A 24685-nucleotide genomic window follows, 5' to 3' on the forward strand; every position below is an offset into this window, starting at 1 on the left:
ACTGACGACATGAGCGACTTCCTTCAGTACGCCGACAAGACCGTGGTCGTGACCGGCGCCGCCTCCGGCATCGGCAAGGCCACGGCCCAGCGGCTCGTGGAGCTGGGCGCCGAGGTCCACGCCCTCGACTACGCGCCGACCGAGCTGGTGGGCCTCGCCTCCGCGACCCGGGCCAACCTGGGCGTGCGCGAGGACATCGACCAGGCCTTCGCGGCGCTGCCCGCGCACATCGACGCGTTCTTCGGCGTGGCCGGTGTCTCCGGGCTCCAGCACGACTACAACACCACGCTGCTCATCAACTACGGCTCCTACAAGTACATCTCGAAGACGTACCTGGAGTCCCGGATGAGCGACGGCGGCGCCATCGCCTACGTGTCCTCCATCGGCGGCATCAACTGGGAGCGGTACCAGGAGGAGCTGGAAGGCCTGCTCCAGGCCGACGGCTGGGACGGCATCGTCAAGGCGATCGAGGACCTCGGCATGAACGACCAGCCGGGCCCCCTCGCCTACGTGCTCTCGAAGCGGCTGATCAACCTCTTCACGGCGCACACCTCCACCGAGCTGGCGGGACGCGGCATCCGCGTGAACGCCGTGCTCCCCACCAACACCGAAACCGGTCTGACGCCGGACTTCGCCGTGATGCGCGGCGGCCGCGAACTGCTGGAGGCCAACGCCGGCCTCAACAACCGCCTGGCCACGCCGGAGGAGATGGCCGACCCGCTGGTCTTCCTCAACTCGCACGCCGCGCGTTACATCTCCGGGCAGCCGCTGGTCGTCGACTTCGGCGCCCGCAACCTCCAGCTGCTCGGCCGCAAGGAGGACGGCCTGGACCGCCCGATGCTCGGCAACGCCGGCGCCTGATCCCCGGTCGTCGCCGCGCGGGGTGCGTGAAGGAGCGGCCTTCGCGCACCCCGCCGCGCCCGCCGCCGGGGTCGGTGACGCCCGGCGCCGGGCGCGCTACGCGTCGTTCTCCAGCGCGGGTGCGAGGAGATGGCAGAGCGCGTCGGCCGGCAGGCGCAGCGGATCGGCGGTCTCCAACGGCCAGTCGGCGGCGATCCAGAGGGAGAAGAACGACTCGGTCTGGAGCACCGCCATCATGGCCCGTTGACGTGCCTCGGCGGGATCGGTGCCCCGCCAGCGTCCGGGCGGCGTGACGAGCAGGTCGACATAGCTCTCGTGGGCCTTGAGGTACTGCGCGCGGCCCTCGCTGAGACTGCGGAACGCCCCCGGGGCCGCCGCGTTGGTGACCCGGCGGACCGGCGCCATCTCCCGCCACCTGACCTCGGCGCCGTCGAGCCAGGCGCGGACGGTGCGGGGGGTCCAGCGGGGCAGGGCGGCCAGTTCGGCGTAGGCCTCGCCCATCAGGCCGTACACGTGGTCCACGAGCGCGTCGAGGATCTCGGCCTTGCCGGGGAAGTGGGCGTAGACCGTGGCCCGGGTCACCCCGGCGGCCCGGGCGATGTCCTCCATGCGGGCGTCGAGGAAGGACGTCTCGGCGAACACCGTGACGGCCGCGTCGAGCAGTCGGCGGTGCGTCAGGACCTTCTGCTCCTCGCGCAGGTTCCTGCGGGGTGTGGGCTCCATCCGTCCAGTCTCTTCCACGGAGCACGGCCTGAATTCACTATACGCCGCGTATAGTGAGACGAATTTGTCATACATGGTGTATGGCGAACCGGCGATCTGACACCCGTCTGACGAGGAGCGCAGTGAACGAGTCACATCCCCCGGCCACGGGCCCGGAGACCGGCACCGGGACAGCCGCCGAGACCTCGACCCCGCCCCAGCGCCAGGTGCTCAAGGTCCTCAGCGGCCTGCTCCTCGCCCTGTTCGTCTCGACCCTCAGCAGCACCGTGGTCTCCAGCGCGCTGCCGAAGATCATCGGGGCCGTGCAGGGCTCGCCGACCCAGTACATGTGGGTCGTCACCGCGTCCCTCCTCACCACCACGGCGACCACCCCGATCTGGGGCAAGCTCGCCGACCTGTTCAGCAAGAAGGTCCTCCTCCAGGCCGCCATCGGCATCTTCGTGCTCGGCACCCTGGCCTGCGGGATCAGCCAGACGGGTGGCCAGCTGATAGCCTCGCGCGCCCTCCAGGGCATCGGCGTGGGCGGCGTGCAGGCGCTGGTCCAGATCGCCATCGCCGCGATCATCCCGCCCCGCGAACGCGGCCGGTACAGCGGTTACCTCAGCGGCACCACCTCGACCTCGACCATCGGCGGACCGCTGCTCGGCGGCCTCATCGTCGACACCTCGTGGCTGGGCTGGCGCTGGTGCTTCTTCATCGCCGTGCCGCTCGCCGCCGCCGCGTTCTTCCTGCTCCAGCGGACGCTGAACCTTCCCGTGCTGCGCCGCGACAACGTCCGCATCGACTATCTCGGCGCCACCCTGATATCCGCCGGCGTCAGCGTGCTGCTCGTGTGGGTGTCGTTCGTCGACAACTCCTTCGCCTGGGGCTCCTGGCAGACCGCCGCGATGGTCGGTGGCGGTCTCGCCCTGCTCGCCGTCGCCGCGTGGGTGGAGACCCGCGCCGCCGAACCCGTCGTCCCGATCGCCATCGTGAAGCAGCGCACCACCGCCCTGGCCATCCTCGGCAGCCTCGCCGTCGGCACGGCCATGTTCGGCGCCTCCGTCTTCCTCAGCCAGTACTTCCAACTGAGCCGCGGCTACACCGCCACCACTGCCGGCCTCCTGACGATCCCGATGATGGCCGGCACCCTCATCGCCTCCATCGTCGCCGGGCGCCTGATCACCCGCAGCGGGAAGATCAAGCCGTACGTCATCACCGGCGCCGTGCTCCTGACGGTCGGCTGCGCGGGCCTCGGCGTCATCGACGAGAAGACGTCCCTGATCTTCCTGAGCGCGGCGATGATGTGCGTCGGCATGGGCGTCGGCATGACCCTCCAGAACTTCATCCTCGCCGTCCAGAACACCGTCCAGCTCAAGGACGTCGGCGCGGCCAGCTCCACGGTGTCGTTCTTCCGCTCGCTGGGCGGCACGATCGGCGTCGCGGTCCTCGGCGCGGTGCTGGCCCGCCGGGTCGACGAACAGGTCGCGACCGGCCTGAACGCCGCCGGCCTCTCCGCCGCCGACCAGACCTCCTCGGTCGCCCAGGAGATCGTCCGCGCGGCGTACGGTGACGCGACGGCGCGGGTGTTCCTGCTGGCGGCGGGGGCGGCGGTGCTCGCGGTGGTCGCGGGGCTGCTCCTCAAGCCGATCAGCCTCCGCAGCAGCCTCGACCTCCCGGACAAGCCCACCCCGACCCCGAAGACCCCGGACCCGGAGACCCCATCGCGCGCGTGAGGAAGCGTTACTCGGCAGACACGGTCTCACTTTGGTGAGGGGGTGTAACGGGGGTGAGGGGTACGTGCGCCGGGGGGCGGGGGGGCGCGCCTGCGAGAGGGCGTCGGTTGAGTGAGAGGGTCTAACGAACGTGAGGGCTGGGTGTGTCGGCGGCCGGGGGCGCGTTCGCGAGACCCTCTAACGAACGTGAGGCCCCCGCGAGTCCGTAAGTGGGCGCCCGTCCGTGACACCCTCTAACCTCCGCGACCCCCGCTAACCCTCGCGCCTCCTCCACGCCCCCTCCACCCCCACGCCCCCTCCTACGCCCCGTTCCTTCGGCGCCGCCAGTTACACCCCGTAACGCCGCTGGCGTTGCGCAAACCGGGCCGTCCCTCCCGGTGCTGATCAGGGCGCTCGTATGCTCGACGGATGACGACTTCCGCGACCTCCGGAACCGGCCCCACCGAGAACTCCATGCGTCGCGCCCTCAAACGCGCCCGGGACGGCGTCGCCCTCGACGTCAACGAGGCCGCCGTTCTGCTCCAGGCGCGCGGCGCGGCCCTCGACGACCTCACCGCCTCCGCCGCCCGGGTACGGGACGCGGGACTTGAGGCGGCCGGGCGGGCCGGCGTCATCACCTACTCCAAGAGCGTGTTCGTGCCGCTGACCCGGCTGTGCCGGGACAAGTGCCACTACTGCACGTTCGTCACCGTGCCCGGCAAGCTCCGGCGGGCGGGGCACGGGATGTTCATGTCGCCGGACGAGGTGCTGGACATCGCCCGTAAGGGTGCGGCCCTGGGCTGCAAGGAAGCGCTGATCACGCTCGGGGACAAGCCCGAGGACCGCTGGCCGGAGGCGCGGGAGTGGCTCGACGCGCACGGCTACGACGACACGATCGCCTACGTCCGCGCCATCTCCATCCGCATCCTGGAGGAGACGGGCCTGCTGCCCCACCTCAACCCCGGCGTCCTGTCCTGGACCGACTTCCAGCGGCTCAAGCCGGTCGCGCCGTCGATGGGCATGATGCTGGAGACGACGGCGACCCGGCTGTGGTCCGAGCCCGGCGGCCCGCACCACGGTTCGCCGGACAAGGAACCGGCCGTCAGGCTCAGGGTGTTGGAGGACGCCGGACGCTCCTCGGTGCCGTTCACCTCGGGGATTCTGCTGGGGATCGGGGAGACGTACGAGGAGCGGGCGGAGTCGCTGTTCGCGCTGCGGAGGGTGTCCCGCGCCTACCACGGCGTCCAGGAACTGATCATCCAGAACTTCCGGGCCAAGCCCGACACGGCGATGCGGGGCATGCCCGACGCGGAGTTGGACGAGCTGGTCGCCGCCGTCGCCGTCGCCCGGCTCATCATGGGCCCGAGCGCCTGCCTCCAGGCCCCGCCGAACCTCGTCGACGCCGAGTACGAACGGCTCATCGGCGCCGGTATCGACGACTGGGGCGGGGTCTCGCCGCTCACCATCGACCACGTCAACCCCGAGCGACCGTGGCCGCAGATCGAGGAGTTGGCGAGACGTTCCCGGGCGGCCGGGTTCGAGCTGCGTGAACGGCTGTGCGTGTACCCGGAGTTCGTGCGCCGGGGTGAGCCATGGCTGGACCCGAGGCTGCGCCCGCACGTCGCCGCGCTGGCCGACCCGGCCACCGGACTGGCCTTGCCCGACGCGGTGGTCGAGGGCCGCCCGTGGCAGGAACCGGAGGAGGCGTTCACGGCGTCGGGGCGTACGGATCTGCACGCCGCCATCGACACCGAGGGCCGCACCGGCGACCGCCGCGACGACTTCGACGAGGTGTACGGCGACTGGGAGGCGCTGCGCGAGGCCGCCGCCCCCGGCATGGTGCCCGAGCGCATCGACACCGACGTCCGGGCCGCCCTCGCGACCGCCGCCGACGACCCGACGAAGCTGACGGACGCCGAGGCCCTCGCGCTGCTGCACGCCGACGGACCGGCCCTGGACGCGCTCACCAAGATCGCGGACGACGTCCGGAAGGCAGCCGTCGGTGACGACGTCACCTACATCGTCACGCGGAACATCAACTTCACCAACGTCTGCTACACCGGCTGCCGTTTCTGCGCGTTCGCGCAGCGCCGCACCGACGCCGACGCCTACACGCTCTCCCTCGACCAGGTCGCCGACCGGGCCCAACAGGCGTGGGACGTAGGGGCGGTGGAGGTGTGCATGCAGGGCGGCATCCATCCGGACCTGCCGGGCACGGCGTACTTCGACATCGCGAAGGCGGTGAAGGAACGGGTGCCGGGGATGCATGTGCACGCGTTCTCGCCGATGGAGGTCGTCAACGGGGCGACGCGCACCGGGCTTTCGATCCGGGAGTGGCTGACTGCCGCCAAGGAGGCGGGACTTGACACCATCCCCGGCACGGCCGCCGAGATCCTCGACGACGAGGTCCGCTGGGTCCTCACCAAGGGCAAGTTGCCCGCGGCGACGTGGATCGAGGTCGTCTCGACGGCGCACGAGCTGGGCATCCGCTCGTCCTCGACGATGATGTACGGCCATGTCGACCAGCCCCGGCACTGGCTCGGCCATCTGCGCACGCTGGCCGGAATCCAGCAACGCACGGGCGGTTTCACGGAGTTCGTGACGTTGCCGTTCATCCACACCAACGCGCCGGTGTACTTGGCCGGGATCTCGCGGCCGGGTCCGACGATCCGCGACAACCGCGCGGTCACCGCGATGGCCCGGCTCCTGCTGCACCCGTGGATTCCCCATATCCAGACCAGTTGGGTGAAGCTCGGCACCGAGGGCGCGGCGGAGATGCTGCGTTCCGGCGCGAACGATCTCGGCGGCACGTTGATGGAGGAGACGATCTCGCGGATGGCGGGTTCGTCGTACGGCTCGTACAAGTCGGTCAAGGACCTGATCGCGGTGGCGGACGCGGCGGGCCGCCCGGCGAGGCCCCGTACGACCCTGTACGGGGAGGTCACGGAGGAACGTCAGCGGGCCGCCGCGGCCTCCGACGGGCATCTTCCGGAACTTCTCCCGGTGCTGGAGTGAGTACGATGATCCGACGTCGTTCGACGAGTACGTGTAGCTGAGGAGTTGCGTGCCCGTGTCAGCCCGACTGCCTTCATGGGTCTGGGTCACCGGTCTGACCGCGGGTGCGGTCGCGGCCGTCGTCGTCCTGGCCGTCCAGGCTGACCAGGGCCCGCACCCCACCGCGTCGGCCCGTCCGACGGCGTCCGCGAGCGCCCACCCGACCCCGAAGGCGTCCCCGACCCCGACCCGGGTCCCGGACGCCTCGGGCACCGGGCGCCGGATCGTCTACTCGGTCGGCGACAGACGGGTGTGGCTGGTCGACGCCAGCGACGCGGCCCGCCGCACCTTCGCCGTCTGGCCCGGCACGGTCGCCCCCGACGCCGGGAACTACACGGTCTCCACCCGCACCGAGGGCGCCATCACCGGCTCCGACGGCGTGAAGATCGAGCACATCGTGTACTTCACGGCCAAGTCCGGCGTGAACATCGCCTTCTCCAACGCCACCGACGGCTCCTCCCCACCCCCGACCACGGCAGGCTCCCCGACCGGCGGCATCCGCCTGAAAACAGCCGACGGAACGGCGTTGTGGGCGTTCGGCACAACGGGCACGAAGGTCGTCGTCGTCGCATAACAGCCGGCGAACGGCGTCGATCTCGGGTTGCCCGGCAGCCTCCCAGGCTAGGCGGTGCGCCGGACCATGAGCAGGATCTGCCACAGGGGGCTCGTGGCGGACGGGGTCTTTCCGGTGCCAGCCGCCGAAGATGGCGCCGAGGGGTCCGAACAGGCCGTTCCGACAACGTGAGGACGCCGCTCTATGTCGCCATGACGGCAATTCGTCAACTCCCTTAATTCGGCGGGTTGTTCATTGGCCTGTTCCTTGGCCTGCTCCTTGTCCTGTTCCTCGGGGAACTTGGTAGGGGTGTTCGTGGGGCGGGCGAGTTTGCGTGCCGAATCGTGGCGCGGGCGGGTGGCGTTTCTGAGGGGAAAAAGCCTCCGGGCAACGGGACTTGAGGGTTTTCTGAGGTTTTCTTGGGCTCTTGCGTGAATGACTTGTGGCTGGATATAAAGATGATGTCAGGGGCGAATTTTTACCCATAGTTGAACCACTTGACCAGTCGCATTCCAACGGGGCGAAATGAAGCGCGTCATCACGCACACCGCACTTTCCTTCTTGACTCTTACCGGCGTTCTGCTGGCGGCGACCAACGCCGGCGCCGCCACCTCGGGCGACGAGCCCGTTCCCGCCGACAGCTCGATCGGACGGCAGGGATCATGATGCGGGGCGGGCTGCGGCGGGGCGTCGCGGTGGTGTGGCTCGGGGCCGTGGTGGCGTTCGTCGGGGGCTGTGATTCCGGGCGGACGACGGTTTCGCCCGCGGTGAGCCCTTCGGTGAGCGCGAGTCCGGTGGGGAGCGTCGCGAAGGCCGTTCTGGATCAGGCGTTCACCGGGAGGCAGGAACTCGCAAGCGGGGCCGGGGTCTTGGAGACGCGGTTCGGGAATACCCTGCCCGCCCAGGACAAGAAGGTGCTGAGCGTCACCTTCGCTTTCACCTGCACCGGAAATGCCAAGGTCGCTTTCACGTTCACCGTCGACGGCAAGAACGTCCCGACGGCGACGCACACCGGCACCTGCGACGCGTCGGTCATCCAGCAGAGCCTGGAGATTCCCGCGCCCGGTCCCGTCGCTTTCGAGGCCGACGTGACCGGGTCGCGCAGCGGCGCTTTCGCCTACGCCTTCTACACCGAGAAGAAGCAGATCTCGTAGCAGATCTCGTAGCCGGACCCGTGCGGGTTCAGCGTTCGGCGGCCGTCAACGGCGTTGCCGCAGAGGCCGGTTGGGGCTGCTCGGTGGGTTCGGCGACCTGTCGGCCCCAGGTCGTTCCGGCGAGGACGAGGACGCCGCCGATGATGCCGACGACGCCGAGGCGGTCGCCGCCGATCGCGACGCCGACGACGGCCGCCCACAGCGGCTCGGTGCCGAGCAGGAGGCTCACCCGGGACGGCGAACTGCGCCGGACGGCCCAGAGTTGCACGAAGAACGCGAACAGCGTGCACATCAGGGAGAGATAGACGACGTTGAGCCACTGCCCGCCGGAGAACGACCCGGCGAGCTGCCACGGGGTCTCACCGCTGAACGGCGTGAAGACCGCGAACGCGACGACAGCGGTGCCGAGTTGGACGAAGGTGAGGGCACCGTCGTCGGTGTTCTTCACGGCGGGCAGGCGGTGCATGACGAGGACGTTGGCGGTGCGGGCGATCGCCGCGAGGAGCATCAGCAGATCACCGAACGACGGTGCGGTGAACCCCCCCGACTGCGTCAGCAGCGCCACCCCGAGGACCGACACCCCGGCGGCGGCCAGGAAGGAGCGGCGCGGCCGGGTCCGGGTCAGCACGGCTTCCGCGAGCGGCGTGAAGATCATGGTGAGGCTGATGATGAGGCCCGCGTTGGTCGCCGAGGTGTGCACGACACCGTAGGTCTCCAGCAGGAAAATGACGGTGAGGATCAGCCCGAGGCCGACCCCGCCCCTCAACTCCCCAGCCGTCAGGCGCCGTAGCGCGCGCCGGGCGGCGATGCCCAGCGGCGGCAGCGCGATCAGGAACCTGATCAGCAGCAGCGCGATGACGGTGTCGCTGGTGGTGATCTCCTTGGTGGCGAGGTAACTGGAACCCCACACCACGGCGACCAGCAGGACCGGGATGTCGGTCAGCCAGTTTCTGGGGGCGGCGGTCGGAGCAGGCATGGCAAATCCCTGAGAAGTGAGAACGCACAGCCCCGGCCGCGTCGATGGACGACGGCCGGGGCGCTCGTGCTGGGGGGAACGTCAGCGGGCGGTGTACGCGATGACGAGGACGTCCCGGTGGGCGGGTGCGGTGGCGTCGACGGGGTGAACCGGCGTCACGGAGTGGAGAGTTCGGCGGTCGTCACCGAGGAGCAGGTCGCCGGGCTCGGTGAGGGTGACGGTCTCCAGGAGGTCGCCGTCGTTGGTGTACACGCTGCTCTCGCCGCCGTCGACGTTGAGGCGGCTGATGAGCAGGGACGTGATGAAGGTGACGCCGTCGCGGTGACGGCCCTCGGGGGCGGGCTGGCCGACCTCGGCACCGGCGGTGATCCGGTACGGGTGGAGCTTGATGTTCCAGCGCTCGGTGCCGTCGACGGCGCTGAAGATCTCGCCGAGCGCGGTCAACAGCCGTGCGAACAGAGGGTTGTTGAGGAAGGATTCCGTCAACGGCTCGAAGAGGCGGTCGACTCCGCCGTTGAGGGCGTTGACCTCGCTCTCCTGGCGGTACGGCTCGTGCGGCAGGAGGGTCAACTCGCCGGTGGCCGTGGTCAGTTCGAACTGGCCGTAACGGCGGTAGCGGTAGGTGCCGCCGTCGGCCATGTGGGTGTCGAGGCGCAGGTCGTCCCAGTTCGCGGCGAGGCGGGCCCAGTCGGCCTCGGTCGCCTCAAGGATCTGCGAGAGCTGCTCGGACGGCAGGAAGTGGCCGCCGGGTCCGGCGAGGGCGGTGACGGTGGCGTCGGCCGTGCGCGCCGCGGTGCTGCTGATGCTCATGGCTGTCCTTCGGGTACGGGTGGCGGGTGCGGGTGGTGGGTGGCGGCTGACGGCTGACTCAGACGAGAACGGGCTGCGGGGCGGTGTAGGCGGCCGCCTCGGCGGCGATGGCCCGTTCCTCCCAGCGCTCCCGGTCCCGCAGATACAGCGGCGCCGGGGCGACGATGGAACGGGTCTCCGCGCCACCGGCACGCAGCCGCCAGGTCACCGAACCCGTGGTCCGCTGGGCGCACGAGTCGATGAACTGCTGTGCGGCGACACGCAGTTCGCCGAACCAACGGCCCTCAAGCGCCTCCCGCACCCAGATCTGCTCCAGATGCCGCTTCTCCCGGATCAACTCCGCGTCCAGGCACGCCGCTTCGAGATGCCGGTAGGAGTCGAGCAGCAGCATCGCCGCCGGCATCTCGCGGATCTCCAGGACCTTCTCGCCGTGGTCCAGGTGCTCAAGCCCCGAGTACCGGCCGAGGCCGTACGCGCCGACCTGCCGGTTGAGCAGGGCGATCATGTCGACGAGGGGGAGCGGCGCGCCGTCCACGGCGGTCGGGCGGCCCTTCTCGAACGACACCGTGACCGCGGTCGGCAGCGCGCTCGGGTCCGGCGCGCTCCAGCGGTACATCTCCTCCGGCACGGCGTGGTTCTCCGGGTCGTCCAGAATCCCGGACTCGAACTCCCGGCACCAGAGGTTCGAATCGCCGCTGACCAGACGGCCGTTGAGGAGATCGACACCGGCGGCGAGCAGGGCGCGGTGCTTCTCGTCGCGGTCGACCGGGTCGAGGTCGTAGGGGCTGCCGTACAGCTCGGGGTAACCCAGCAGCTCCAGCGCGCCGTTGAGGCGGCGCAGGGTGTTCTGCGAGCGGTTGGCGGTGTGGATGATCGCCTGCGCCCCGAGGGAGTCGGCGAGTTGGACGGCGGCCCGGGCGATCAGCGGGCGGCTCAGCGTCGAACTGACCGGGTGGATGCCGAGGTACACGGCCTGTGCGGAGATGGCGGGAGCCACGAAGGACTCGGCGAACTCCTGTTTGCGGTCCAGGACGTGCAGCTTCGCGCCGAGCGCGTCGGCCACTTCCCGCTTGTACGCGCTGGACTCGTCCTCACCGAGGTCGACCGTGACCGCGTGGACGTCCGTCACGCCCAACTGGCGTAACCGCAGCAGGAGATAGGAACTGTCCAGGCCGCCGCTGAAGAGGGTGACCACCGGTCGGGTGGGATCGAGGCCGTGCTCGATCTGCTGGAACGAACGAATGCGTGGATGACGCATAGAAGAACCCCGTGGAGGAACGTGAAGGGTGAATCCCTGGCGTACTCGGCCACCGCACTGTGGCCTGAGAGGGCTTCGCAGCTCGGACTGCGTGGCGGCTGCACGTTACGCGAGGTGGCCGACCGGTCACCAGGTGAGAAATATCAAGGAGTTGGCGGGTTTGCGTAGCTAAATCCCCTGTGCGCAAGCCTCGTTGGGCAAAGGGTACGGCCGGTCTGGGTAACGTGCCTGTTTCGGTCTCGGTATGTGACACATCGACGTCCGCTATCAGGGGACCGGCGGCCGATTCCCGGCGAACGGCGCCGAGAAGTGGCGGAAAGTCGGTGCGCCGCGACGCCGTTCCGCCGCTGCAACGGCGTCCAACTGGCCGTTGGCGGACGGAAATCGAGGCACGTTCGCAGGCCGGGCGCCCCGTTCCCTCGACCGGCGCCGGTCGGTCCGCGCCGACGCGGACCCGGTCGTCGCCGGTCTCCAGGCGGAGTTCCCGGGGCTGCGGCCGGTGCTGTTCCACTCGCCGTACGAGGCCGCCGTCTGGACGGTGATCGGCAACCGCATCCGCCGAACGCAGGCCGCCCGCATCAAGGCCCGCCTCGCGGAGCGGTACGGCGAGCCCGTCGAGGTCGCCGGCCGCACCCTGCACGCCTTCCCCACGCCGTCCGTCCTGCGCCGGGTGCCGGATCAACTCGCCGCGCTCGCCAATGCCTGGCGTCCGTACCGCAGTTGGATCGGCCTTCTGCTGCGCACCCGGGCCGAGGACCGGGCGGGACGGGACGGGCCGTTCCCTCGTTCACCGGTCGCCGAACGGCAGTTGAGGAACGAAACGAAGGGAAATCGCGATGGGCTGGAATGAAGAAGAGGACAACCGCACCTACGAGGTGGTCCTCAACCAGGAGGAGCAGTACAGCATCTGGCCGGCGGACAAGGACGTGGCGGAGGGCTGGGTGAAGGCGGGCAAGTCCGGCACGAAGGAGGAGTGCCTGGCCTACATCAAGGAGGTCTGGACGGACATGCGCCCGCTCAGCCTGCGCCGGGCGATGGAGGACGCGGCGAAGGAGGGCTAGGACGCGTGGACCCGTAGGGGCGATCACCTACGGAACCGGTGGCGAGAGCCCCCTAGGCGGACGCCCCTACGTGGACGCCCCTAGGTGGAACCCCCTAAGCGCCTTGAGGCCGTCGCGCAGGTTGACGTATTCGACGGTGAGGGTGAGGGAGAGGCCACGGGTGGCCCGGGGGTGCGGGCTCGGCTTGTTGCGGGTGGGGACCGGAGAGTGGGTGGCTCGTGCTTCCGGGTGTACCGCCACCTGGGTGGGTGTGCCGCACCTAGGAAGGCGGGGCCTGCCGCCGGGGAGGTACGGGGCGCACGCTGGGGGTGGAACCGGGACGCCGGTCACCGGATCTCACTCCCCTGAGCCGGGGCTCACCCCGCCCTGGGCCGGGCCCACCCCCTGGGCCGGGGTTCATCCCGCCCTGGACCGGGGCCTAGCCCGTACACCCCGTACGACTGGAGCGCTGCGCGATGAAGACGGACGTCACCTTTCTCAGTGCGGGCCTGGTGCTCGCCGGGCACCTCTACACCCCCGACGACGGAGCCGACGGACCGCGTGCCGCCGTTGTCGTGGGGCATCCCGGGAGCGGGGTGAAGGAGCAGGCGGCCGGGTTGTACGCGCGGCGGCTGGCCGAGCGGGGGTTCACGGCGTTGGCGTTCGACGCCGCTCACCAGGGCGAGAGCGAGGGCGCCCCGCGTGGTCTTGAGGACCCGGCGCAGCGGGTGGAGGACCTCAAGGCGGCGGTCTCCTTCCTCACGACTCGCGACGACGTCGATCCCGAGCGCATCGGGGTGCTCGGGATCTGCGCGTCCGGCGGTTACGCGCTGGCCGCCGCCGCAACGGACCACCGGATCACGGCGGTGGGGACGGTCAGCGCCGCCGACATCGCCCGCCAGTTCCGCTACGGCGCCGACGGGGCGCAGGAACCCGGGGTCCTCCAGGGCATGCTGGACGCGGCTGCGGCGGCCCGCACGGCCGAGGCGCGCGGCGCGGAGACGCAGACCTTCCCGATCTTCCCGGAGACCGCCGAGCAGGCCCGTGCCCTGGGCGGCGAGCACGGGTTCGAGGGGTTCGAGTACTACTGCACGGACCGTGCGCGGCACCCTCGTTCGGCGACGTCGTTCACCTGGTCGAGCGTCGACCGGATGACGTTCTTCGATGCGTTCCGCGGCGTTGAACTCATCGCCCCGCGCCCGCTGTTGATGCTGGTGGGGCGCGAGGCGGTGACCGACTGGATGAGCGTGGAGGCGTTCCAGAAGGCGCGCGAGCCGAAGGCACTGCGCTGGATCGAGGGCGCCAGTCACGTCGACCTCTACGACCGGGAGCGGTACGTCGGCCCTGCGGTCGCGCGGCTCGCGGAGTTCTTCGCGACCCACCTGACCGGGCAGCGGCCGAGCTGAACGACGTTACGGCGCAGGCCTGTTGGCGGGGGAACCGTCCGCCCGGCCGGTCTCGCCGTCCCGTCCGGCCAACTGCACGACGATCAGGGTCACTCCACTGATCGTGAAGACGCGGGTGGCGGCGTCGAGGCCGTTCCAGTCGGCGGACTGCCACATCGAGAACCACTCGCCGCCGATCGCGATGAACCCGGCGCCGAAGAGGAGCATGAGCATCAGCAGGCCGTAGGTGGAGAGTTGACGGCCGCGTTCGGCATCGCGGCTGGCCCAGAACCACGTTCCGGCTATCAGGACGAGCGCGGCGAGTGTCTCCCACGCGATGATCGCGACGTACGCGGCGTTCTGGAGGGTCCGGCTGGTGATCGCCCGCCACATCAGGTCGTCGTCCTTGAACGTGCTGTCCATCGCCAACACGTGCTGCACGAAGGCCTGGTTGGTGCCGAAGTCGGTGATGTTCCCGAACGCGACGAGGGTGATGTAGAGGGCCAGGGTGGCCGTGAGGAGAGTAGCGGTGTGTCTGAGGGCCTTTGAGGCAGGAGTGGCAACCATGAGAGGTTCCTGCCCGCTTCGGCGTTCGAAATAGCGCGCGTCCCCCACGTGTCCCCCGCGCGTCCCTCCCCGTTACCCCACCCCTCCCTCCACCGCAGGAAAAACGGAAAACTCACCTCCCCCAACCTCACCGGTAGTTACCGTACGGATACGTGGCGCTGCTCGACCGGCAGTCGTCCGCAGTCCAGTTGAGGAGGATTCCCGTGGCATCGACCTGCGACCCCGAGTGCGCTCCCGTCGGCGATGTGGTCGCGGCGCTCATGATGGTCGACTCGCGGCTCAAGGCCATCCACAGTGCCGAGGGCGAGGTCACCGAGCGCGAACGGCAGGAATTCCTGGACCAGTTGGCGAAGGAGATCGGTCCTGTCGGGATCGACGACATGCTGGACGGCACCTGCACGCTCATCTACATGTATATGACGTGGCTGCGGGGCACCCATGAGCAGCACGGCAAGGACGTCATCGAGTACGTCGTGCCGACCCTCGTGGCGTCGATGCGGCTGATGCCCAAGAGCATCCGCCCCGAGGTGATCCCGATGATGGCCGGCCTCGTCGTCGCGGCGGGCACCAGCCTCAGCCCCAACCTGTGGCGCCGCCAGTACGGGGAGTGGACCGACGACGAGATGACGGCGTTGGAGGCGACCGCGTTCCTGCTCGCGGAGCACATCAGCCGCATCACCGAGGACCCCGAGTTCGCCACCCGCATGATCACCAACGTACTGACCGGCACAGACCCGGAGTGAGGACGCCGAGGGCGTGGGGGGCAGCGGATCGACCCACCCGCCCCGCTGTCCCCACCCGCCCCCTGAAACGGTCACGCAAGCAGTGCGAATGACAACAATCAGCCTGATTTCCCTCATAAGGTGAGATGGCTTCGCCATCAGGGCGAGCGACGAACAACGAGAACCGAGAACCGAGTACCGAGGGAAGACACGACATGGCTGAACAGCTCTACGCGACGTTGAAGACGAACCAGGGTGATATCGAGGTGCGGTTGTTGCCGGAGCACGCGCCGAAGACCGTCAAGAACTTCGTCGAGCTCGCGAAGGGGGAGCGGGAGTGGATCGACCCGAACAACGGTCAGAAGACCACGGCACGGCTCTATGACGGGACGGTCTTCCACCGGGTGATCGAGGGCTTCATGATCCAGGGCGGTGACCCGCTTGGGAACGGCACGGGTGGGCCGGGTTACAAGTTCGCCGACGAGTTCCACCCGGACCTCGCGTTCACGAAGCCGTATCTGCTGGCGATGGCCAACGCCGGTCCCGGCACGAACGGTTCGCAGTTCTTCATCACGCTGTCCGCGACGACCTGGCTGACCGGGAAGCACACCATCTTCGGTGAGGTCAGCGACGAGGCGAGCCAGAAGGTGGTCGACGCCATCGGCACCACCGACACCAACCCGCGCAACGACCGTCCGGTGAAGGACATGGTGATCGAGTCGGTGGTCGTCGAAACGCGTTAGCGGCAGGGCGAGTTGGGCGGACGAAACGCCCGACGCCGTCCGCCCGGCGAGCCGCCCCGGAGAACGGCAACCGCCAAGTGCCTTTGTCGACGCGGGCGTTACTCACGGCAAGGGACAGGTCACCTCGCCGTGGTCCTCGTCCGGTAGGGGCCGGGTGAGTTGTGCGGTCAGTTCGGGGGTGGCGAGGACGCGAGCCGTTGCCCGCCATTCCGTGATGATGCGGTGGAGGTCGCCGTGGGTCTCCAACTGGCCAGCCCCGCAAGGGACGTTGAGCAGTTCGCCCGTGAACTCCTCCAGTTCGGCCGGCGACAGGTGGTGGACCCACGGGAGGGCCGAGGGGAGCGCCCGCAGAACGGCCCGTTCGCCCGCGTGGTTGCGGAGGAGGGCGGCGAGGTCGGCGGTGTCCTCGGGCTGCGGGGCAGGGTGTGCCGTCGTCAAGGGGTGGTCCTCGCTGTCGAAGAGGGCGTTGTCCAGGCCCGTTGGAGAGGCTCTGGAGACTCCTCACCCTCTCTATTTGGCCAGGTCAGTGGCGGGAAAGTGGTGGGTGTGTACTCGAAAGAGTGAAGCGGGGGTGAGTTCGGCTCGGGTGGGGTGGCGGGCGCGGAACGATCGTTTCTTCCGTAGTACCCGACCTCGGAGGACCGTCACGATGAGCGCCGCCGCGCAGGACATCATCACCACCAAGCTCACGCGCCATTTCGACACCCTGGACGTCGACCAGGACGGTTACCTGAGCTGGGCGGATTACAAGAAGCTCGCCGACCGGTACATCGAGGCCTACCAGCTCGCCGCGGACGACCGCCGGGCCAGGACGCTGATGTCGTTCTTCCAGATCTACTGGCTGGAGCTGCTGCGGCACGCGGGCGTGGAGACGGACCGGCTCGCGAAGAGCGAGTTCGTGACGGCCAACCGGGTCGCGGTCGTCGACAGCAGTCGGCTCAACGTCACCGAGGGCGCCGCGCACGCGATCTTCGACGTCATCGACGTGGACGGCGACAACGAGATCAGCCAGGGCGAGTTCGCGCGCAGCATGCGGGACGTGTGGGGCGTCGCGGCGCCGGACGCCATGGACTCGTTCGCCCGGCTGGACCTCGACGGGGACGGGGCGATCTCGCGGCAGGAGTTCATCCGCGCGGTGCAGGAGCACTTCCTGTCCGACGACCCGGACGCGCCGGGCAGCCTGTTCTTCGGCCACCTCTGACACGTCCCGACGCGCAAGGGTTGGGGCAACGGCGGTCCCGGCGACCGGAGTTGAGGGGCGCGGGGGCCGCCGTTCTCCCGTCGGAGGCCCCCGCATCCGCGCGCCGCGCCCGGCGAATCACCCTTCCGCGTGACGGCCCCGGCGCCCCGGCCCCCGCCCCGGCAGGATGTGCCCGCCGACCCGAGCGGTCGGCACGACGACCACGTTCCGTACGACCACGATGTGAGGAGCCTCCGTGGCGAACTACCCCTCCGACCTGCGTTACACCCGCGAGCACGAATGGGTGCGGGTGACCGGCAAGAAGGCGACCGTCGGCCTCACCGACTTCGCGCAGAAGCAGCTTGGCGATGTCGTCTTCGTGGAGTTGCCCGTGGTGGACCGACAGCTCGCGCGGGGCGAGGAGTTCGCGACGGTCGAGTCGGTCAAGGCGGCCTCGGAGGTGTACGCGCCGCTCTCCGGTTCGGTCACCGCGACCAACAGCGGGGTGCTGGGCGACTCCCCGGAGGAGGTCAACAACGAACCGTACGGCGAGGGTTGGATGATCGAGATCGAGTTCTCGGACAAGTCCGAGCTGGATGAGCTGCTGACCGCCGACGCGTATCAGAAGTACGTGGAGTCCGAGGAGAGCTGAGCCGAGCCGGACGGCCGAGTGGGTCGGGGCCCCTCCCTCGAAGGCGCCCGCGCGGCGGGTGAACGGCGGTGTCGGCGGCGCCAGTTGGCGGGGCGGCGCCGTTGGCCGTGGCCGGGTCCGGGGTGCTGTTCGGCGGGCGGGGCTGTCCCGTCGTTTCCGAACTGCCGTGGTGGGGGCGGTGTTTACCGGGGTGGTGGGGGTCGGGAGGCTGCTCGGGAGGTGTGGGCGAGGAGGAGGGCCGGGGCCATGGGGATCAGGGCGGCCCAAGGGAGCGTGGTCACCGGGGAGTTGCTCAGCAGGCCGCCGGTGAGGGCGCCCGCGCCGATGCCGAGGTTGAACGCGGAGACGTACCAGGAGGACGCGGCGTCGGGGGCGTCGGCGCCCAGGCGGAGCACGTTCGATTGCAGCGTCACCGGCAGTGCGGCGAAGGCGATGCCCCACAGGGCGACGGCGGCCACGGCGAGCGGCCGCAGCCGGATGCCCGCGCCGAGCAGGACCAGCGAACCGGCGAGCAGGGCGATGGTGGAGAGCAGGACGGTGTGCGGGCGGCGGTCGCCCAGGACACCGCTGAGCCACGTTCCGAGAAAGCCCGCGAGTCCGTACAGGGCGAGGAGTGCGCTGGTGGCGGCCGTGCCGAAGGCGGCGGCGTCGCGCAGCAGCGGGGTCACGTAGGTGTAGACGGTGAAGTGTCCGAGGACGAGCAGCGCGGTCGCCGCCACCATGCCGCGCAGGCCGGGCAGGCGCAGCGCACCGCCGAGACCGCTCGCCCGCGGCGGGACGCGGCGGTGGGGAACGTCGGGCAGGAACCGTCGGGCGGCGGCGAGGGTGCCGAGGCCGAGGGCCGCCGTGGCGCAGAAGGCGCCGCGCCAGCCGACGGCGCCGCCGAGGACGGTGCCCAGGGGGACGCCGAGGACGAGGGCGGCGGAGTTTCCGGCGAAGACGACGGCTGTCGCGCGGGCCTGCCGTCCGGGCGGGGCGAGCGCGGCGGCGTATCCGGCGACGATCGACCAGAAGACGCCGTGCACCGTCCCGCACAGGAACCGGCCGATGGCCAGCACGGGGTAGTTCGGCGCGGTCGCGCAGAGCACGGTGCCGAGGGAGAAGACCGCGCTCACGGTGAGGTGGAGGCGTCTGCGCGGCCAGCCCGCCGTCGCGTGGGTGAGCGGGGCCGCCGTCAGGCCGACGGTGAAGGCGTACACGGTGACCAGCAGCCCCACCCGGGAGTCTGTGACGCCCAGGTCGTCGCCGATCGGTGTCAGCAGGCCGACCGGCAGTAGTTCCGTGGTGACGACGACGAAGGTCGTGGTGGCGAGGACGAGCAGGCCGGAACGGTGCCGGGGCGGCGGCTGCGGGAGCGGACCGGCCTGTTCCGCGAACGGCGGTGGGTTCACGCCGGGGTGCCGGGGAGGGCGGGGGTGCCGGGGAGGGCGGCGAGGAACGCGCGGACGTGGTGGAGCCAGGTCGAGCGGTCCGCCGCGCTCAAGACGTGGGCGGCGCCCGGGAGTTCGAGCAGCCGGGCGCCCGGGATGCCGGCGGCCAGGCGGGCGGAACTCTCGGGCAGCACCAGCCGGTCGCCGGTCGGCGCCACCACCAGCGTGGGCGCGGACACCTTCGCCAGGTCGGCCCGGACGTCCACGCGGGACACCAGGTCGAAGTGGTCCGTCATGCCCGGCGGCATCGCGGCGAGGGTCTGGGCGACCGGCGCATCCAGGTCGGCCGGTTCGAGGTCCGCCAGGTCCGCCGGGGACATGCAGGAGACCAGGGCGAACCGGGCAACGTCCTCCCAACGACCGTCAGCTGCAAGGGACTTGATCACTCGCGCGGCGAGCGCGAGGACGGGGTCGGCGGCCGGGAAACCGGCGGTGAGGACGAGGGCCAGGACCCGGTGGGGATGCCGGGTGGCGATCCGGACGGCCACGGCGCTGCCGAGGGACTCCCCGAGAACGGCGAACGAGTCCTGACCGGCCGCGACGGCGGCTTCGACCAGGAGATCTGCGAGGTCGTCCAGTTCCAGTGGCCCGGCGGCCACCGGGGAACCTCCCGCTCCCGGGTAGTGCGGGCCGACGAGTGTGTGGTCCTGGGCGAGGTCGTCGAGGACGTGTCCGAAGTTCCCCTCGATGCCGCCACCGGCGCCGTGGGCGAGGAGGAGGGCGGGGCCGCGCCCGCGCAGGAGGACGTCGAGGGCAGGGGCGGAAAGCGGGTGGTCAGTGGTCATGCCGCCGACGCTAAACTCCGACACCGGTGTCAGAGTCAAGTCGCGCCGGGCGCGGGGGCGCGAGGGGCGCGGGACGGGGGCGCGGGATGCGCATGAAGGAGATGGTGCGGCGCACCGGGGTCCATGAACGGCTGTTGCGCTACTACGAGCAGCAGGGGTTGTTGACGCCGGAGCGGCTGCCGAGCGGGTACCGGGTCTATGGGGAGGGGGATGTGGAGACGGTGCGTCGCATTCGCTGTCTGCTGGCGGCGGGCCTTCCGACCGCGCTGATCGTGCAGGTCCTGCCGTGCATCCGGGCGGACGACGAACGCCTGGTGCCCACCTGCCCTGCCCTGCGCGCCCAACTGCGCCGCGAGGGCGAGCGGATCACCCGAGCGATCGAGGATCTCCAGGCGTCCCGCGCGATGCTCGACACGATCATCGGGGCGGGGCCCTGCGGGAGCGCCGGGGTGTAGGGGGGAGGCGGGCGGCCCCCGTCCCCGGTCAACTCACGTGCTGGAGCTGACGTACGCCAGGAACTCGCCCCAACTCGCGCGCGAGACGCCGAAGTTGCCGAACGCCGGGTTCTTGGAGTCACGGACGTGGACGGTGGCGGGGGTTGGCCGATCGGGCCGCCACGGTAGCGGCTGTGGAACGTCGACGAGGGCGGCCCGCGCGTCGGCGGCTCGGCGGCGTCGTCCGCACGGAACCTCCGGAGGCGGGCCAACGGCCCCGCACGCGGGGGTGGTTGGAGTCGGCCGAGGCGGCCACGGGGGTGTCCGCGCGGCGCGCCGGGTCGGTCGAGGCGGGCCCGGGGCTGGTGGCGCGCTAGCTGACGGCGGCCCGAACCTGCGGCGCATCGGTGCGACCGACCCCCGATCGGATGATCTTCCGCGTCCGCCGACTCGCATGATCGGCAAGCTGCCTAGCGTGTTCGTCGGACGGGGTCGAGAGGCGACCCCGTGAGACCCCGTGAGGCCCCGTGAAAGGAAGTCGCATGCGGCGACGACCAGTTGGGTCGAGGACGTCGAGAACACGGACACGCACCAGGACGTGGTTCTCATCGCAGGGGACCCGGCGGACCCGACGACGCGCCGGGTACGCCTCACCGACGCGTGGGCCAGCGCGAGTTATCACTTGGACGAGGATGACGATCCCGACGCGTTCGTCATCAGCTTCGCGGACATCGCCGTCGAGCGGTAGCGCCGCGAGGTCGCCTGGCCGGGGGGATGTGGAGTCACGGACGTGGGGGGGGGGCCCCCCCCCCGCCCCCCCCCCAGGCCCCCGGGGAGGGCACCCGCGGCGTCAGTGGGGTGGTGAACGGTGTAACACGACCCAAAAAAAAGGGGGGGGGGGGGGGGGGGGGGGGGGGGGGGGGGGGGGGGGGGTTTGGGGTGGGGGGGGGGGGGGGGGGTGGGCCCCCCCCCCCCCCCCCCCACGTCCGTACGGTCAGCTCACGCGCGGCGACTGGCGCTGGCGTACGTCAGAAACTCGCCCCAACTCGCCCGCGAGACCCCGAAGTTACCGAACGCCGGGTTCTTGGAGTCACGGACGTGGACGGCGGCCACGCCGGTGGCGACCTCCACGCACGCGCCGCCTTCGGTTCCGCTGTAGCTGCTCTTGGACCAGCGCAGGGCGACCTCGACGCACTCGTGGCCTTCGGCGTCGCTGTAGCTGCTCTTGAACCAGTGGAGTTCAGACATGCTCACAGCTTCCCCGGCGCTGACTCACTTCACGCGCTGGTGCTCGCATACGTCAGGAAATCGCCCCAACTTGACTGCGAGACAGCAAAGTTGCCGTGGCTCGGGTTCTTGGAGTCGCGGACGTGGATGGTGGCGGGGGTTGCCGCCACCTCCACGCACTGGCCGCCTTCGGTTCCGCTGTGGCTGCTCTTGATCCAGTTGAGTTCAGACATGCTCACAGCTTCCCCGGCGCCGGTTCAACTCACGCGCTGGTGCTGGCGTATGTCAAGAAATCGCCCCAACTGATCGGCGAAACAGAGAAGTTGCCGTGGGCGAGGTTCTTGGAGTCGCGGACGTGCACAGCTGCCGTGCCGGTCGCGACCTCCACGCAGTGGCCGCCTTCAGCTCCGCTGTAACTGCTCTTGAACCAGGCGAGCTTGGCGATGGTGGTCGAGGACTTGGTCTTGTTCATAGTGATCGCAGTACTCCTTCGATGCGCTCCATCGACTCTCTGGGTGGGAGAGCCTGTGAGCGGATGCTTCCGTAGCGGGCAGCGGCGAGAGCCGCTTGTTTTCGATCGGTTCGGAGCGAGCCGATTCCCTGGGACTCGGCGTAGGCGAATTGCCTGCCGTCTTCGCGGGTGGCCACGATGAACGACCCGTCCACGCTCGCGCTTTCCACAAGATCGAGCGGCATGATCTGGATGTCCACGGACCGGTGCTGGGAGAACAGCAGGAGGTGCTCCAACTGCCCACGCAGCACGTCCTTGCCGCCGTAGGGGCGCATGAGGACCGACTCGTCCATGATGAAACTCAGCAGCGGTGCGGGCCGACGGTCGAAGATGGCCCGCCGAGCCATACGTGCCGCTACCCGCGCTTCGATGAGTTCGGGGTCCAGGGCCGGGCGCCGCATGTAGAACAGGGCCCGCATGTACTCCTCGGTCTGGAGCAAGCCGTTGACAACGATCGCGTTGTACATCAGCAGCTCGATGGCGGTCTTCTCCAGAGCAGCCATTCCCTGGAAGAACGCCGGATGTTGGGCTCGCTCCATCTGCTCCTTCCACAAGCTCAGCAATCCGTCCGCGCGGAGGACTTTGTCTGACTTGTCGATCGTGGGGCCGGTCGGAATCCTGCGGCCCTGCTCGTACGACGCGACCGTCGCGGTCGAGTAGCCGATCAGCTTCCCGAACTCCGCGCGGTCCAGGCCCTCCCGCGTGCGATGTGCTTTCATGCTCTGCCCGAACCCGACGGCAATGCCTCTCGCGAAGTCATCCGCAGGCCGGGGCCCGACCTCGTCTTCGTTCTCCAGGCCGTCCCCGAAGGTCAGGACAGCTTCGTCGTCGCCGTGCGGAGGGGTCTCCGCCGCTGTATCCGTAGGCTTCATCATGGGGTTCACCACCTTTCCTGGGGACCAACGGCCCCTCGGGGACGCGGTCACGCCCTGGGTGTCGTACACAAAATGGCGTTGTGCGTACACCCGTTTTTCTGTCGCTGTGTTACCGGTGGTCACGCTACGCCACAGACGGGACCGTAAAGGGCATGACGTTCAAACCCGGCATCCCCATCAGTCCCCCCGGCCCCACTGAACTCACCGACCCCACCTCCCACTTGGGTCTCGCCCCCGACCCCGCCGAGGAACGCGTCTTTGCGATGGCGTTCACCTCGACCCGGCGTGGAGCGCGGCTCGCCCGGCGGCTCGCCGCCGTTCGGCTGGACGCCTGGGGCATCTCCTACGGCACCGACGCGCACGACAACCTCGTACTGATCGTTGCCGAGTTGGTGGCCAACGCCGTGCGGCACGGGCATGTGGCCGGCCGGGACTTCCACCTGTGCCTGCATGTCGCGCCGCGCCTGCGGACCGCCCGCGTCGAGGTGACGGACACCCGCGCCGAGTCCGTGCCGCCCCGCCCCTCCGCGGTGACCGCCCCGCGCGACCCCTACGTCAGCCCGAGCGGCCGGGGCCTCCTCATGGTCACCGCCCTCGCCACCCGCTGGGACTGGCACTACCGGCGCAACGGGCCCGGCAAGACCGTCTGGGCCGAGTGCGATGTGTGAACGTGAATCCGGCGCCCTCCAACCGGAGTTGACGCCGAAGGAGTTGTGGACGGAACTCTCTCGCGTCGCGCCGGAGTGGATCGAGGCGTTCACCTGGCAGCTCTGCGAGGCCGCCACCCGCGCCGAAATGACCGACAGACTCGGTCCGTTACGGGAGTTCGCCCACTCCTGGGCCCTCTTCCTGTCCGTCCAACGGCACCCGGAACGTGCCGTGCTACTCCGCGCACTCGAAGAGTTCGTGACGGGGCCGACGGCGGGGACGAAACCGGGGTCGGCGTCGGAGCCGGTGCCGGTGCCGGTGCCGGAGAAGGAGTCGGGGTCTGCGTCGGAGACGGAGGTGGGGGAGGAGCGGTGACTGCCGTCCCATGCATACCCGGAAACAGGCTGAACTCCGAGGAAACTCCCCGGAGTTCAGCCTGTACTGGCCGCCGCGCCGGTCAGCTGTGCGGGGTCCAGAAGGCGGTCAGTTTCGCGACGCCCTGCTCGACGCTCTTCCACGGGCCGGTGAAGCTGAGCACGGCCACTGCGGACGTGGGGAACCCGCTGCGGTTCATCCTCGCCAGCGGGGCAGAACGGCACGGACGACCTCCGCGCCGCCCTGTCCCGTCTCCGCAGATCTGGGGCAACCTTTGCCTCTGTCATGACTTGCCCTGATTGATGCCCTGAGACGCTTGCCCCGACGTCAACGCCGTTGGAACCGGGCCCCGTTCCACCCCGCGCTGTCCGATCAGCGCCGCCCGAAAACGAGGAACAACATGCCCAAGCCCACCCTGAACTGGGGAAACAAGCGTTCCGTGACGCGCAGAATCGCCGCCTTCTCGACGGCCGTGGCCGCCGCCCTGAGCCTGGCCGCCCTGTCCGCAGGGCCCGCCGCCGCCAGCGCCGACCTCTGCTCGGACAACGGCAACGCCAAGGTCTGCACCAACGTCAACGGCGCCGGTCTGGTCATCCACCAGATCGTCGGCAGCGCGACGACCGACCGTGCCTTCAACTACTCCGACGCCGCCGGAGTCGTCCACACGTTCTCCGGCCACGTCGAGGTCGTCAACCCCAGCGGCACCGAACTCTGCAACTCTTCCACCAAGGCCCTCTCCGGCAAGGGCGTCTCCCTCAGCTGCCTCTGGCACGGCTACGGCGAGACGTACCCCAAGGGCAACTACTGCACCATCCTGTGGGTCTACGAATACCGAGGCATCCTCGAAGGCTGGGTCTACGTCAAGGAAGCGACAGAATGCGTCAACGTCTTCGCTGACTGACCCCTGCACTCTCACCCCCTCGGGCACCCTGCACAACCAACGTGCCGGCACGCCGACTGCCCGAGGGGCGGGGAAAGCGTGGACGCGAACACGTCCGTGAAGCCACGCTCTTTGAGAAGCAGCGCCC

At 69.8% G+C, this 24685-nt stretch carries 31 protein-coding genes and 1 pseudogene; 18 read left to right on the forward strand and 14 right to left on the reverse strand.

Annotated elements, in window-relative coordinates:
- Positions 1 to 9: 9 nt before the first annotated feature.
- A complete protein-coding gene (locus ACIQOU_RS16835) occupies positions 10 to 861 on the forward strand; it encodes an SDR family oxidoreductase (protein WP_401537475.1) in 852 nt (283 codons plus the stop codon).
- Between the two features lie 96 nt (positions 862 to 957).
- On the opposite strand, the gene ACIQOU_RS16840 is transcribed toward ACIQOU_RS16835, so the two are convergent.
- Complete coding sequence (locus tag ACIQOU_RS16840) at positions 958 to 1584, reverse strand: TetR/AcrR family transcriptional regulator (RefSeq protein ID WP_401537476.1); 627 nt, start codon at positions 1582 to 1584, stop codon at positions 958 to 960.
- Positions 1585 to 1706: 122 nt separating this feature from the next.
- Between ACIQOU_RS16840 and ACIQOU_RS16845 the strand changes: the two genes are divergently transcribed.
- From ACIQOU_RS16845 to ACIQOU_RS16865, 5 genes are all read left to right on the forward strand, one after another.
- Positions 1707 to 3299 (forward strand): MFS transporter, encoded by a 1593-nt coding sequence (locus ACIQOU_RS16845; RefSeq protein ID WP_401537477.1) that lies wholly within the window; start codon positions 1707 to 1709, stop codon positions 3297 to 3299.
- A 408-nt stretch (positions 3300 to 3707) separates the two neighbouring features.
- Positions 3708 to 6293 (forward strand): bifunctional FO biosynthesis protein CofGH, encoded by a 2586-nt coding sequence (locus tag ACIQOU_RS16850; protein WP_401537478.1) that lies wholly within the window; start codon positions 3708 to 3710, stop codon positions 6291 to 6293.
- Between the two features lie 49 nt (positions 6294 to 6342).
- Positions 6343 to 6906: a hypothetical protein gene (locus ACIQOU_RS16855; RefSeq protein ID WP_401537479.1), complete on the forward strand. Its 564-nt coding sequence runs from the start codon at positions 6343 to 6345 to the stop codon at positions 6904 to 6906.
- Between the two features lie 504 nt (positions 6907 to 7410).
- On the forward strand, positions 7411 to 7551 hold the full coding sequence (locus ACIQOU_RS16860; RefSeq protein WP_401537480.1) for a hypothetical protein: 141 nt from the start codon (positions 7411 to 7413) through the stop codon (positions 7549 to 7551).
- Positions 7551 to 8039: a hypothetical protein gene (locus tag ACIQOU_RS16865; RefSeq protein ID WP_401537481.1), complete on the forward strand. Its 489-nt coding sequence runs from the start codon at positions 7551 to 7553 to the stop codon at positions 8037 to 8039. The genes ACIQOU_RS16860 and ACIQOU_RS16865 overlap by 1 nt, the downstream gene beginning before the upstream one ends.
- A 28-nt stretch (positions 8040 to 8067) precedes the next feature.
- On the opposite strand, the gene ACIQOU_RS16870 is transcribed toward ACIQOU_RS16865, so the two are convergent.
- The 3 genes from ACIQOU_RS16870 to ACIQOU_RS16880 form a co-directional block, all read right to left on the reverse strand.
- Complete coding sequence (locus tag ACIQOU_RS16870) at positions 8068 to 9015, reverse strand: DMT family transporter (protein WP_401537482.1); 948 nt, start codon at positions 9013 to 9015, stop codon at positions 8068 to 8070.
- Positions 9016 to 9096: 81 nt separating this feature from the next.
- Positions 9097 to 9825: a 2OG-Fe dioxygenase family protein gene (locus tag ACIQOU_RS16875; RefSeq protein ID WP_401537483.1), complete on the reverse strand. Its 729-nt coding sequence runs from the start codon at positions 9823 to 9825 to the stop codon at positions 9097 to 9099.
- 58 nt (positions 9826 to 9883) lie between these two features.
- Positions 9884 to 11083: an argininosuccinate synthase-related protein gene (locus ACIQOU_RS16880; RefSeq protein ID WP_401537484.1), complete on the reverse strand. Its 1200-nt coding sequence runs from the start codon at positions 11081 to 11083 to the stop codon at positions 9884 to 9886.
- A 370-nt stretch (positions 11084 to 11453) separates the two neighbouring features.
- Here ACIQOU_RS16880 and ACIQOU_RS16885 point away from each other — a divergent pair, with 370 nt between their 5' ends.
- The 3 genes from ACIQOU_RS16885 to ACIQOU_RS16895 all read left to right on the forward strand — a co-directional run bounded on the left by ACIQOU_RS16885 (position 11454) and on the right by ACIQOU_RS16895 (position 13529).
- Positions 11454 to 11933: a hypothetical protein gene (locus ACIQOU_RS16885; protein ID WP_401537485.1), complete on the forward strand. Its 480-nt coding sequence runs from the start codon at positions 11454 to 11456 to the stop codon at positions 11931 to 11933.
- A complete protein-coding gene (locus tag ACIQOU_RS16890; RefSeq protein ID WP_401537486.1) occupies positions 11920 to 12144 on the forward strand; it encodes an MbtH family protein in 225 nt (74 codons plus the stop codon). Before ACIQOU_RS16885 ends, ACIQOU_RS16890 begins: the two co-directional genes overlap by 14 nt.
- A 455-nt stretch (positions 12145 to 12599) precedes the next feature.
- Positions 12600 to 13529: an alpha/beta hydrolase gene (locus ACIQOU_RS16895; protein ID WP_401537487.1), complete on the forward strand. Its 930-nt coding sequence runs from the start codon at positions 12600 to 12602 to the stop codon at positions 13527 to 13529.
- 6 nt (positions 13530 to 13535) lie between these two features.
- Here ACIQOU_RS16895 and ACIQOU_RS16900 read toward each other — a convergent pair whose 3' ends face one another.
- Positions 13536 to 14075: a DUF2165 domain-containing protein gene (locus ACIQOU_RS16900; protein ID WP_401537488.1), complete on the reverse strand. Its 540-nt coding sequence runs from the start codon at positions 14073 to 14075 to the stop codon at positions 13536 to 13538.
- Between the two features lie 203 nt (positions 14076 to 14278).
- On the opposite strand from ACIQOU_RS16900, the gene ACIQOU_RS16905 reads away from it, so the two are divergent.
- Both ACIQOU_RS16905 and ACIQOU_RS16910 read left to right on the forward strand, forming a co-directional pair.
- Complete coding sequence (locus ACIQOU_RS16905) at positions 14279 to 14818, forward strand: hypothetical protein (RefSeq protein ID WP_401537489.1); 540 nt, start codon at positions 14279 to 14281, stop codon at positions 14816 to 14818.
- Positions 14819 to 15012: 194 nt separating this feature from the next.
- Positions 15013 to 15540 (forward strand): peptidylprolyl isomerase, encoded by a 528-nt coding sequence (locus ACIQOU_RS16910; RefSeq protein WP_401537490.1) that lies wholly within the window; start codon positions 15013 to 15015, stop codon positions 15538 to 15540.
- A gap of 102 nt (positions 15541 to 15642) precedes the next feature.
- Here ACIQOU_RS16910 and ACIQOU_RS16915 read toward each other — a convergent pair whose 3' ends face one another.
- Positions 15643 to 15978: a prevent-host-death family protein gene (locus ACIQOU_RS16915; RefSeq protein WP_401537491.1), complete on the reverse strand. Its 336-nt coding sequence runs from the start codon at positions 15976 to 15978 to the stop codon at positions 15643 to 15645.
- 211 nt (positions 15979 to 16189) lie between these two features.
- Between ACIQOU_RS16915 and ACIQOU_RS16920 the strand changes: the two genes are divergently transcribed.
- Positions 16190 to 16741 carry an EF-hand domain-containing protein gene (locus ACIQOU_RS16920; protein WP_401537492.1) on the forward strand — a complete coding sequence of 184 codons (552 nt, stop codon included), beginning with the start codon at positions 16190 to 16192 and terminating at the stop codon, positions 16739 to 16741.
- A 235-nt stretch (positions 16742 to 16976) separates the two neighbouring features.
- A complete protein-coding gene (gcvH, locus tag ACIQOU_RS16925) occupies positions 16977 to 17372 on the forward strand; it encodes a glycine cleavage system protein GcvH (protein ID WP_401537493.1) in 396 nt (131 codons plus the stop codon).
- Between the two features lie 182 nt (positions 17373 to 17554).
- Here the strand turns inward: gcvH and ACIQOU_RS16930 are convergent, their stop codons facing one another.
- Positions 17555 to 18763, reverse strand: coding sequence for an MFS transporter (locus ACIQOU_RS16930; RefSeq protein ID WP_401537494.1), 1209 nt, complete (start codon positions 18761 to 18763; stop codon positions 17555 to 17557).
- Complete coding sequence (locus tag ACIQOU_RS16935) at positions 18760 to 19587, reverse strand: alpha/beta fold hydrolase (RefSeq protein WP_401537495.1); 828 nt, start codon at positions 19585 to 19587, stop codon at positions 18760 to 18762. The genes ACIQOU_RS16930 and ACIQOU_RS16935 overlap by 4 nt, the downstream gene beginning before the upstream one ends.
- Before the next feature lie 86 nt (positions 19588 to 19673).
- Here ACIQOU_RS16935 and ACIQOU_RS16940 point away from each other — a divergent pair, with 86 nt between their 5' ends.
- A complete protein-coding gene (locus tag ACIQOU_RS16940; RefSeq protein WP_401537496.1) occupies positions 19674 to 20042 on the forward strand; it encodes a MerR family transcriptional regulator in 369 nt (122 codons plus the stop codon).
- Between the two features lie 33 nt (positions 20043 to 20075).
- On the opposite strand, the gene ACIQOU_RS16945 is transcribed toward ACIQOU_RS16940, so the two are convergent.
- Positions 20076 to 20630, reverse strand: coding sequence for a DUF397 domain-containing protein (locus tag ACIQOU_RS16945; protein ID WP_401537497.1), 555 nt, complete (start codon positions 20628 to 20630; stop codon positions 20076 to 20078).
- Between ACIQOU_RS16945 and ACIQOU_RS16950 the strand changes: the two genes are divergently transcribed.
- Positions 20539 to 20769: a hypothetical protein gene (locus tag ACIQOU_RS16950; RefSeq protein WP_401537806.1), complete on the forward strand. Its 231-nt coding sequence runs from the start codon at positions 20539 to 20541 to the stop codon at positions 20767 to 20769. The genes ACIQOU_RS16945 and ACIQOU_RS16950 overlap by 92 nt on opposite strands.
- Before the next feature lie 251 nt (positions 20770 to 21020).
- On the opposite strand, the gene ACIQOU_RS16955 is transcribed toward ACIQOU_RS16950, so the two are convergent.
- From ACIQOU_RS16955 to ACIQOU_RS16970, 4 genes are read right to left on the reverse strand one after another with little or no spacing between them, the layout of a single operon-like run.
- Positions 21021 to 21275: a DUF397 domain-containing protein gene (locus ACIQOU_RS16955; RefSeq protein ID WP_401537498.1), complete on the reverse strand. Its 255-nt coding sequence runs from the start codon at positions 21273 to 21275 to the stop codon at positions 21021 to 21023.
- 23 nt (positions 21276 to 21298) lie between these two features.
- Entirely contained in the window at positions 21299 to 21481 is a 183-nt protein-coding gene (locus ACIQOU_RS16960) for a DUF397 domain-containing protein (protein ID WP_401537499.1), read from the reverse strand.
- Positions 21482 to 21510: 29 nt separating this feature from the next.
- On the reverse strand, positions 21511 to 21720 hold the full coding sequence (locus ACIQOU_RS16965) for a DUF397 domain-containing protein (protein ID WP_401537500.1): 210 nt from the start codon (positions 21718 to 21720) through the stop codon (positions 21511 to 21513).
- The gene (locus ACIQOU_RS16970; RefSeq protein ID WP_401537790.1) at positions 21717 to 22634 is read right to left on the reverse strand and encodes a Scr1 family TA system antitoxin-like transcriptional regulator; all 918 of its coding nucleotides are present in this window, start codon (positions 22632 to 22634) and stop codon (positions 21717 to 21719) included. Before ACIQOU_RS16970 ends, ACIQOU_RS16965 begins: the two co-directional genes overlap by 4 nt.
- 152 nt (positions 22635 to 22786) lie before the next feature.
- Here ACIQOU_RS16970 and ACIQOU_RS16975 point away from each other — a divergent pair, with 152 nt between their 5' ends.
- Together ACIQOU_RS16975 and ACIQOU_RS16980 are read left to right on the forward strand one after the other, a co-directional pair.
- Entirely contained in the window at positions 22787 to 23302 is a 516-nt protein-coding gene (locus tag ACIQOU_RS16975; protein ID WP_401537501.1) for an ATP-binding protein, read from the forward strand.
- Positions 23295 to 23657 carry a hypothetical protein gene (locus ACIQOU_RS16980; RefSeq protein WP_401537502.1) on the forward strand — a complete coding sequence of 121 codons (363 nt, stop codon included), beginning with the start codon at positions 23295 to 23297 and terminating at the stop codon, positions 23655 to 23657. The genes ACIQOU_RS16975 and ACIQOU_RS16980 overlap by 8 nt, the downstream gene beginning before the upstream one ends.
- Positions 23658 to 23739: 82 nt before the next feature.
- On the opposite strand, the pseudogene ACIQOU_RS16985 reads toward ACIQOU_RS16980, so the two are convergent.
- A pseudogene (locus tag ACIQOU_RS16985) lies at positions 23740 to 23865 on the reverse strand (histidine phosphatase family protein); the annotation flags it as partial.
- 192 nt (positions 23866 to 24057) lie between these two features.
- On the opposite strand from ACIQOU_RS16985, the gene ACIQOU_RS16990 reads away from it, so the two are divergent.
- Positions 24058 to 24558, forward strand: coding sequence for a hypothetical protein (locus ACIQOU_RS16990; RefSeq protein WP_401537503.1), 501 nt, complete (start codon positions 24058 to 24060; stop codon positions 24556 to 24558).
- Positions 24559 to 24685 lie beyond the last annotated feature (127 nt).

This window comes from Streptomyces sp. NPDC091279 (genome assembly GCF_044757465.1).
Taxonomy (GTDB): domain Bacteria; phylum Actinomycetota; class Actinomycetes; order Streptomycetales; family Streptomycetaceae; genus Streptomyces.